The organism is Peptoniphilus sp. DNF00840 (assembly GCF_001553125.1).
In the GTDB taxonomy this organism is placed as follows: domain Bacteria; phylum Bacillota; class Clostridia; order Tissierellales; family Peptoniphilaceae; genus Peptoniphilus_A; species Peptoniphilus_A vaginalis.
The window spans coordinates 40212-50038 of sequence record NZ_KQ960255.1; the positions used below are offsets into that span (position 1 = coordinate 40212).

The window sequence follows — 9827 nt, forward strand, 5'->3', positions numbered from 1 at the left end:
TTATACTTATTAATATGAAGATAAATGAAAATGTATAAACAGGAGTGATATTATGACAATTGTAAAACCATCAACCCTTCCAGGTTTTATGGAACTACTACCAAAGGATCAAATTCTCTTTAATGAGATGAAGGACATTATAAGAAAAAATTTTGAAAAGCACGGATTTTTGCCCATAGATACTCCAGTTATAGAAAAATCTGAAGTCCTACTAGCAAAGGGTGGTGGAGAAACTGAAAAACAAATTTACAGGTTCTCAAAGGGAGACACTGATATGAGCCTTAGGTTTGACTTAACAGTTCCTCTTGCAAGATACACTGTTGAGCACATGAACGACCTATCCTTTCCTTTTAAAAGATATCAGATAGGAAAGGTCTACAGGGGAGAGAAGGCTCAAAAGGGACGTTTTAGAGAGTTTTACCAATGTGATATTGACACAATTGGTATGGGAGAACTTTCTCTTGTAAATGATGCAGAATTCCCTGTTGTTATCTTCCATACTTTTAAGGACCTAGGCTTTACAGATTTCACAATCCACCTTAACAATAGAAAAATCTTAAAGGGCTTCTTTGCATCACTTGGCATCGAAGACTCCATGAATGTTTTAAGAACGGTAGACAAGTTAGACAAGATTGGAGAAGAAAGTGTCCTTAAAGAACTAGGAGAAAATGGAATAGGAAGAGATTCTGGAGAAAAAATCCTAGAATTTATAAAAATTAAGGGAACTGTAGATGAAATTCTTGAACAATTAAGAGAATTAAAAATAGAAGATGAGATCTTCCAAGAAGGACTTGACGAGCTTACACAAGTTATTGCTTATATGAGGGACTTTGGCATAGACGAAGATTGCTTTGACATAGACCTAAAGATTGCAAGAGGACTTGACTATTACACAGGAACAGTTTATGAAACCACTCTTGATAACTATCCAAAGATTGGATCAGTTTGCTCAGGCGGAAGATACGAAGACCTTGCAAGCTACTACACAGACAAGACCCTACCAGGTGTTGGAATTTCCATTGGACTATCAAGACTTTTTTATCAATTAAATGAAGCAAAAATAATTTCTAGTGAAGAAAAATCCCTAGTCGATCTTTTAATTATCCCAATGGATGACTGCATCCATGACGGCATTAAACTCCTAAGTGAATTGAAAGAAAAGGGAGTGAGGGTTTCTGTCTACACAGAATTTGCGAAGTTAAAGAAGAAATTTAAGTATGCAGACCAAACAAAGGTGGACTATGTAATAGTTCTTGGCGAAGAAGAAATAAAAACTAGAAAATATAGTTTGAAAAATATGCACTCAGGAGATCAGGTTGATGTAACTTTTGACGAGTTAGTTGAAAGATTTAAGAAGTAAGTGCGAGTCACAAGTCTAATGCTCATTGTTCATTCGCATCAGACTTATTCCCTGCATAAGCTTCTTAATTATATCCAAAACACAAAAAAAGACCCATAAACTGATAAATTCACAGTTTATAGGTCTTTTTTGTTGCACTTTTTTTTATTTAAGCTTAAAATAGGATAGAAACATGAAGAAATGAGATGAGAATTTTTGAAAAGACAAGATATAAGAAATATAGCTATTATTGCCCACGTTGACCATGGTAAGACTACCCTAGTTGATGCCCTTCTAAGACAGTCAGGTATCTTTAGGGAAAACCAACAAGTTAAGGACAGGGTAATGGACTCCAACGACATTGAAAAGGAAAGAGGTATCACTATACTTTCCAAGAACACTGCCGTCAACCACAATGGAGTTAAGATTAATATTATTGACACTCCAGGACATGCTGACTTCGGTGGCGAAGTTGAACGTGTTTTAAAAATGGTAAATGGTGTTGTCCTATTAGTAGATGCCTTTGAAGGTCCTATGCCACAAACTAAGTTTGTGTTAAAGAAGTCCTTTGAACTTAGCCTTCCAGTTATTGTCTGCATCAACAAGGTAGACAGACCTGAAGCAAGACCACTTGAAGTAGTGGATGAAGTTCTTGACCTCTTTATTGAACTAGGTGCTGACGAATCTGTTCTTGAATGTCCTTTTGTATTTGCATCAGCAAAGCAAGGTATTTCTGCTCTTGATGTAGATGACAAAATGGAAAGTATGGATCCACTTTTTGAAACTATTATTAATTACATTCCAGGACCAGAACAAAGAGATGATGAACCTTTCAAACTTCTAATTTCAACAATTGACTACAATGACTACATTGGAAGAATTGGTATTGGAAAAATCGAGCAAGGTATTATTAACGAAAACGACAAGCTTGTAAGGGTTAACAAACTTGATCCAGACTTTAAAGAAAATATTAAGATTGCACAAATCTATGAATTTGAAGGTCTAGACAGGGTTGAAGTTGATTCATCACGTTCAGGATCTATTGTTGCAGTAACAGGTATTGAAGACATCAACATTGGGGATACTATTACTTCAACAGAGGATACAGAAGCCCTTGAATTTGTAAAAATTTCTGAGCCAACTATTTCCATGAACTTCTCTGTAAATGATTCACCTTTTGCAGGAAGAGTTGGAAAGTTCTTGACTTCAAGACAAATCAAGGCAAGACTTCATAGAGAACTACAAACTGACGTAGGACTAAGGGTTGAAGACACTGAATCCACTGATTCCTTTAAGGTTTCTGGTAGGGGAGAACTTCACCTTTCAGTTTTAATTGAAAATATGAGACGTGAAGGTTATGAGTTCCAAGTTTCTAAGCCACAAGTTCTTTATAAATACGACGAAAATGGCAAAAAGTTAGAACCAACAGAAAGAGTTACTATTGATGTTGACAATGTCTACGCTGGATCTGTTATAGAAAAACTTGGCAGGAGAAAGGGCGAACTTGTTAACATTGTTGAACCTAATGGGGGCTATCAAAGACTTGAATTCATCATTCCATCAAGGGGACTTATTGGTTACAGGACTGAATTTATGACAGACACTAAGGGTTCTGGAATCCTAAATTCTATTTTTGAATCCTATGTGCCATTTAAGGGAGAAATCCCAAGAAGGGTAAATGCTTCTATTGTTTCCTTTGATACAGGAACAGCTTCAGCCTATGGACTTAACAATGCCCAAGATCGGGGTACCCTATTTGTTGAACCAGGGGAAGATGTTTATGAAGGTCAAGTTGTTGGTGAATCACCAAAGGGAATTGAAATTGAAGTTTCTGTTACTAAGTCAAAGAAACAAACTAACGTCAGAGCATCAGGTTCTGATGAAGCCCTAAGACTTTCTCCAGTTAAGAAGATGAGTCTTGAAGAAGCACTAGAGTTTATTGAAGATGACGAGCTAATAGAAATTACACCTAATGAATTTAGAATTAGAAAGAAAATTTTAAACTCACAAACAAGATATAAATCAAAGAAAAATAAATAATCTTTGGACAGGAGTGGAAGATGTTTAGTGCATATTTTGGGATGCTTAAAAACTTTGCTCAAGTTTATTCACTACTATTTATTGTAAACTTATTAGTATCCACCTTTATAATTTTATTTGACAACAAGAAGCCAGTATCCACCCTCTTGTGGGTAATGGCTATTAACTTCCTGCCCCTTCTTGGTTTTGTCCTCTACCTCTTTATAGGACAGGACATTTCAAAGTCCAAAATATTTAAGGGTAAACATAAGAAGGACGAGATCCTAAGCAAGGAAGCAAAGGCTCAATTAATAGATATAAAAAAGAAGAAATTTAGGTTTTCAAAAGCTAGGACTGCCAACCACATTGATATGGTTGAGATGTTCAATAAGGCAGAAAACGAAATGCTCTACACTGACAACAAGGTAAAGATATTTAACGACGGAGTAGAAAAGTTTGCAGCCCTCTTTGAAGACTTGAGAAAAGCTAAACACACTATCTACGTTCAATATTATATTTTTAAATCAGATGGACTCTCCACTGAATTTATGAATATACTAAAGTCAAAGGCCAAGGAAGGCCTTGACGTGTACTTATTAGTTGACGGTATGGGTGTTAGGAAGATGAAGCTAAGGGACAGGAAGTCTCTTGAAGAGGCTGGAGTTAAGTTTGCCATTTTCTTTCCAGGTATTATTGACAAGATCAACACCCACATCAACTACAGAAACCACAGGAAGATTGCTGTAATCGACAAGAGGATTGGTTACGTTGGTGGCTTCAACGTCGGCGACGAATATGTATCCAAGGGTCCCATGGGTTATTGGAGAGACACCCATCTAAGGATAGAAGGTCCAGCAGTCAATGGACTTGCCTGGAGATTTTTCTTAGACTTCAAGTTTGCATCAGAAGACTATACCAAGGGCTTCACTACAGAAATTTTTCCAGAGATAGAAGACGGAGTAGACATAAATATTGTCACAAGTGGACCAGACACCAAGGCAGACTCCATAAGAAATGGTTACGAGAAATTAATAACTTCTGCAAGGAAGGAGATTTACATCCAAACTCCATACTTTGTTCCCGATGATGGACTCCTAAAGGCAATAAAGGTTGCAGCCCTAAGTGGAGTTGAGGTCAACATAATGTTCCCAGCCAAGCGTGACCACCTCTTTGTCCACTGGGCATCACTTTCCTTCTTGGGAGAACTTTTAAAGTGGGGAGCTCACGTCTACCAATATGAAGGAGGCTTCCTTCACACAAAGGTTATGATTTCAGATGACTATCTAGCAAGTGTTGGGACAGCAAACTTTGACATAAGGTCCTTTGAACTAAACTTTGAAGTCAATGCATTCTTATATGACGAAGAATTAAATAAAAAATTAAAGGAAGACTTTAAGAGAGATCTTGAAGAGTGCACAGAGATAACTAAGGAAACTTATGACAAGAGATTAAAGTTTACTAAGCTACGTGAATCCTTTTCAAGACTTTTATCTCCCCTATTATAGGATATAATGGATATAGAAATAAATAGAAAGAAGATAAGGTCCCTTAGGCTGAGGGTAGAAGACGGGATAATAAAAATTTCTGCCCCAAGGTCTATGAGTGACAGAGCCATAAAGGACTTTATCGAAAACAATGAGGAAGTCATTGAGAGATTAAAGAGGGAAGACGAGAGAAGGGGACGCTACAAGAACCACTTGTTTGGTCAGAAGGTAAACTTCACCTCAGAAGAAGAACTTGAAAAAATTTACAGACGAGAACTAAATAAGGTCTTGGATGAAATTTTTCCAAGATACGAAGCCTTGACGGGACTCTCAGCCAAGTCCTATGAGATAAGGAAGATGAAGATGAGGTGGGGGACCTGCTATCCACAGAGGGGAGATATAAAAATAAATCTCTACCTAGCAGCAAGACCCCTGGAACAAATTGAGGCAGTTGTCCTTCACGAGTTAGTTCATTTAAGATTCTTTCATCACGACAAGAATTTTATAAATGAGTGCAAGAAGTACATGGAAAACTATGAAGAAATTGAAAGAGAATTAAAGACCTAGGTGATAAAATGAAAAAAGCTTTAAAAATTTTGGGAATAATAGCAGGAATTCTTATCCTAATGAAACTTTTTAACATTTCCATCTTTATTGGAAATCAAAGAATTGATAAACACTTAATTGTCAGTGGAATTAGAAACTTTAACCTAGGAGATCTCTTTGACAAGGTTTCAAAATTCTTTGACGAGCTAGCCGGTGGAATAAGAAGAGCAGTTAATAGCTTATAAACTTATAAAAGTCTATGACTTTCTAAGAATTTATAACTTTACAAAGATTTATGACCTTACAAGAATTTATAACTTTATAAAAATTTATGACTTTGCAAAAATTTTCAACTTCATAAGAATTTTTAACTTTATAAGATTTTAAAAAATTATAATAAAGCACGACCTTCGTGCTTTTATTTTTTACAAAAAATTAAATTTATTAATGTGGTATAATTAATATGTAAAACTTTTAATTAAGGTGATTAAATGAATTTAACTTTTCTTATACTAGGCTGTGTGGTGCCTGGACTCATGACAGGGGTTGGTGCAATCCCTATATTTTTTGCAAAGGGCGTGAGCCAGAAGGTACTGGACATTCTCCTTGCAGCTGCGGCAGGAGTTATGCTTGCAGCAACTTGCTTCTCCCTTGTCATACCAAGTCTTGAGATAGCTAATGGAACTATGGGAGTTGTGTCAACAGGACTTGGAATTTTTTTCGGGGCTCTTTTACTTGATCTAATAGACAAGTTTGCACCCCACGAGCACTTAATAGACAATAGGCATGAGGGAGCAGAGGTAAAGAACTTATCCAAGATGTGGCTTTTTGTAATTGCCATTGCCATCCACAACTTTCCAGAAGGACTTGCAACTGGTGTAAGCTTTGGCGGTGAAAATATTGCAAATGGTCTTTCAGTTGCCCTTGGTATCTCCCTACAAAATATGCCAGAGGGACTTGCAGTTGCCCTTGCCCTTGTTCGTGAAGGCTACACCCGCAAGAAGGCCTTTGCTATTGCAACTTTAACAGGACTTGTTGAACCCATTGGAGCCTTCTTAGGAGTTGGACTTGTTTCCATCTTCTCTGCAACTCTTGGCTTCATCCTTGCCCTTGCAGGAGGAGCCATGCTCTTTGTAATAAGCGATGAAATCATACCAGAGACCCACTCAAATGGCTACGAGAGAGAATCAACTTATGGGGTAGTTTTTGGATTTATATTAATGATGTTTTTAGATAGCCTAGTGTGATGACTTGCCTAAGTGGCAAGTTTTTACATATATTTATTCTTTAAAATATTTTTCAATGTTGAAAATAAAATGTAAAAGTGATATATTCATGATATAAGACCAAAAAAGGACTTGACAAGATATGAGGAGAATCTTTAGAATCAAGACAGACAGACAGACAGACAGACAGACAGACAGACAACTATAGATGTATATTCAGGCGAAATCATAAATTCATTCGCCTTATTTGAATATAATTTTTTAAGAGCAAGAAAATTTGGCTATTTAATAGCTTTGTTTTCTTGCTCTTTTTGATTTTTTAATAAAAGGAGGTTACAAATGAAAAAAATAATTAAAAAATCATTGAGCTTATTTTTAGCTCTAGTAATGTTAGTAGGCATTATGCCATTCAATGTCTTTGCTGAGAAAGCAAGAAAGGTTGAACTAGAACTTAGTAACATTGAAAGTGCAAAATTTGAAAAACAAAACAAAGTTGAATTTACTATTGATAAGGACAATTTAGATGTAAACACTTTTTTGAAGATAACTGAAGACAAAGACGACAAAAATGTACTTAAAATAACGAGCGATACGTTCGGACCTGGTGGCATTTTAGAACATTCCTACAAAGAATTTATGGGAAAAGCCATGGGTATGTGGGTTCCAGATGATCAATGGAATGAAGAGGACAAAAAAAAGTTAGATGAGAAATTTGGAAATGATTGGGGAGCTAAGGATAAGTTTAAAAAGGAACAATTGGCTGAGGCTACAAATAAATGGAATACTACTGACTGGGATCTTGAAAATTCTTATTACGAACTTAAAGTAAAGTTACCTAAAAATATGAAATTTAACAAAGATGAAATAAAAGCTCAATGGTCTGAAGATAGTTTTCTTTCACAATTATATGATCCACAAGAAGCAATTATTGATGGTAATACTCTTATATTTAGAGCAAAATTTAAAACATTAAAAACAGATATAGCTTTAAATTCAGAAACTGCAAATTGGAACAAACCTGTCTTAAATGTAGAGATTCCAATGGCAATCCATTATAAAAAAGGCGATACAGTTATGGATTATGTTCCAGAAGTAGAACGAAATTTAAGGTTAATTGACAAATCTAAATCCATTCAAGTGGAGGGCAAAGGAATCCTTGGACTTTTGGGAGTTTTATCTCCTATAGATTTATCTAAATGGTCACAAGAAGTTAGTGTTTTTCCGGCAAATCAAAAATTAGATGGAGATATCTTGGCAAATGAGAAAGATACCGGATCTAATAAGTATTTCTCTATTAACAAAGATGAAGAATTTAATTTAACTACAAAACTAGATGTATCAAGTATTAAGAAAGCAGTAACAGACCCCTTTGCTTTTATAGGAATGCCAAATGGTGGCGTAGAATTTAGCAAAATGCAAATTTTTAGGTTTTGGCCAGCACTCAATCTAGGTAGTGTTTTCTCAACTACTTTGAGATTTCCTAAAGAAATAATAGTTCCTAAAAATATAGATGAAAAATCATTAAAATTAAAAGGTTCCAAAGATGTTTTTTACATTTCAAAAGTTGAGAGAAGTACAGATCCTGATAGTAAGGAAACAATTTTAAAAATTGAGATGCCTTTAACTGAAGGAGCAAAGAAAAAAATGCCATCTTTATATGATTTAAGTAATACTATTGGGTCTGTGGATTCTACATTTTATTTAGACATTCCAGGATTAAAATTTTCAGATGAAGCAAAAGAAAATGAAAAGTATACGATAAAGGGTAAATTAGGGGGAAAAGTACTATTTACATTTATTACTGATGTGGACGATTGGGTAGCGAATGAATATAAGGATGAACTGCGTAAAGAATTTGGTAATGATGTTGTAGTTCAAGATGAAACTTGGACAAGCACTCTTCACTTTAACAAAGATAATCAAAAAATAAAAGATGCAATTGATTATATGTTAGATAAGCATCCTGAAATATTTGGAGAAGTTATACCAAATCTTTTAAAAGATGACGTCCTAAGAAGAAAATATGACACAAATATATATTCTCTTTTTGTAAATTGGAAGGCTATTCAAGAAGAAGGTGGAAGAGACTTTCTTTATTCACAAAAAGGTGGAGACCCAGATGATGTAACATTTACAGTTTTATGTTCTAAAAAGTCAGCTCCTATTCCTGAACCTACAGAACCAAAGGTTCATGAATATATAGAAACTTATCCTGTATTTGTTCGAGCTGATAAAAAAGAAAATATTCATGACAAGTATATCTTTGGATATCCTGATGACACAATTAGACCTAATGGTGATATGACAAGAGCTGAAGCTATTGCAGTAGTCGCAAGACTTCAAAAATTAGACTTAAGCGATAAGTCTGCTAAGATTTATAAAGATACTAAAGAAAATCTTTGGTACAATGGTGCTATTAATGCGGCATTTAAGGCTGGTTATTTGTTAGAAAAAGAAGGCGAAAACATCAGACCTAATGACAAGATTACTAGAGCTGAACTTGCCGAGTTAATTAGCCATATTGACAAGAAAAACAGTGCAGTAGCTCCATTTGATGATGTTAAAGGTCACAAGTTTGAAGCTGCCATTAACCAAGCTTATGGCAATGAAAGAATTAAGGGTTACCCTGATGGAACTTTCAAACCAGATAACACTATTACAAGAGCAGAAGTTGCCACAATGTTAAATAAATTGTATGACAGATTCCCTGACAAGAATTTCATCGATGCAAATCAAAATTCAATTCATAATTATAAGGATATGTCTTACAAGGGACACTGGGGTTACTATGAACTTGTTGAAGCTTATCATACTCATAAATATCTAAGATTATCTAATAATATGGAAGAATGGAAAGAGATAATCGAATAAACTATTAAATAGGAGAAAGAAAGGACTCTTGTGAGTCCTCAGACTGATGACAAAGCAGGCAAAAAAGTCTGCTTTTTTTAATGAAATCATCTGAATTTACAGAAAAAAGGGTAAAAATGAATTAAGAAAGTAGGTGTCACATGCTATCAAAAAACAATAAAAGAAAAACAGATCAAGTACAGATCATATCAGTAGAACAACTTGTACCAAAAAATCACATATTAAGAAAAATAGACAAATACATAGACTTTAATTTCATCTATGAATTAGTAGAATATAAATACTCACTAGATAACGGAAGACCAAGCATCGATCCAGTAGTATTAATAAAAATACTATTCA

7 protein-coding genes and 1 pseudogene are annotated in these 9827 nt (G+C 34.9%); all 8 read left to right on the plus strand.

Annotation, left to right across the window (positions count from 1 at the left end; all coding sequences use genetic code 11):
• Positions 1-52 precede the first annotated feature (52 nt).
• Entirely contained in the window at positions 53-1360 is a 1308-nt protein-coding gene (gene hisS, locus HMPREF1864_RS08300) for a histidine--tRNA ligase (RefSeq protein WP_062572319.1), read from the plus strand.
• A gap of 195 nt (positions 1361-1555) precedes the next feature.
• Positions 1556-3379, plus strand: a complete 1824-nt coding sequence (typA, locus tag HMPREF1864_RS08305) for a translational GTPase TypA (RefSeq protein WP_062572320.1) — start codon at positions 1556-1558, stop codon at positions 3377-3379.
• A gap of 20 nt (positions 3380-3399) precedes the next feature.
• Positions 3400-4863 (plus strand): cardiolipin synthase, encoded by a 1464-nt coding sequence (gene cls / locus HMPREF1864_RS08310; RefSeq protein WP_062572321.1) that lies wholly within the window; start codon positions 3400-3402, stop codon positions 4861-4863.
• 6 nt (positions 4864-4869) lie between these two features.
• Positions 4870-5409 carry a M48 family metallopeptidase gene (locus HMPREF1864_RS08315; RefSeq protein ID WP_062572322.1) on the plus strand — a complete coding sequence of 180 codons (540 nt, stop codon included), beginning with the start codon at positions 4870-4872 and terminating at the stop codon, positions 5407-5409.
• Positions 5410-5417: 8 nt separating this feature from the next.
• Positions 5418-5633 (plus strand): hypothetical protein, encoded by a 216-nt coding sequence (locus tag HMPREF1864_RS08320; RefSeq protein ID WP_062572323.1) that lies wholly within the window; start codon positions 5418-5420, stop codon positions 5631-5633.
• A gap of 246 nt (positions 5634-5879) precedes the next feature.
• The gene (locus HMPREF1864_RS08325) at positions 5880-6635 is read left to right on the plus strand and encodes a ZIP family metal transporter (protein ID WP_062572324.1); all 756 of its coding nucleotides are present in this window, start codon (positions 5880-5882) and stop codon (positions 6633-6635) included.
• A 318-nt stretch (positions 6636-6953) separates the two neighbouring features.
• A complete protein-coding gene (locus tag HMPREF1864_RS08730) occupies positions 6954-9485 on the plus strand; it encodes an S-layer homology domain-containing protein (RefSeq protein WP_231723523.1) in 2532 nt (843 codons plus the stop codon).
• 140 nt (positions 9486-9625) lie between these two features.
• A pseudogene (locus HMPREF1864_RS08735) lies at positions 9626-9827 on the plus strand (IS5/IS1182 family transposase); the annotation flags it as partial.

Excerpts from the sequence above, each read along its gene's own strand:
- HMPREF1864_RS08325 (WP_062572324.1), top strand. The coding sequence starts at position 5,880 with ATGAATTTAACTTTTCTTATACTAGGCTGTGTGGTGCCTGGACTCATG.
- hisS (WP_062572319.1), top strand. The coding sequence starts at position 53 with ATGACAATTGTAAAACCATCAACCCTTCCAGGTTTTATGGAACTACTA.
- HMPREF1864_RS08730 (WP_231723523.1), top strand. The coding sequence starts at position 6,954 with ATGAAAAAAATAATTAAAAAATCATTGAGCTTATTTTTAGCTCTAGTA.
- cls (WP_062572321.1), top strand. The coding sequence starts at position 3,400 with ATGTTTAGTGCATATTTTGGGATGCTTAAAAACTTTGCTCAAGTTTAT.
- HMPREF1864_RS08320 (WP_062572323.1), top strand. The coding sequence starts at position 5,418 with ATGAAAAAAGCTTTAAAAATTTTGGGAATAATAGCAGGAATTCTTATC.
- HMPREF1864_RS08315 (WP_062572322.1), top strand. The coding sequence starts at position 4,870 with ATGGATATAGAAATAAATAGAAAGAAGATAAGGTCCCTTAGGCTGAGG.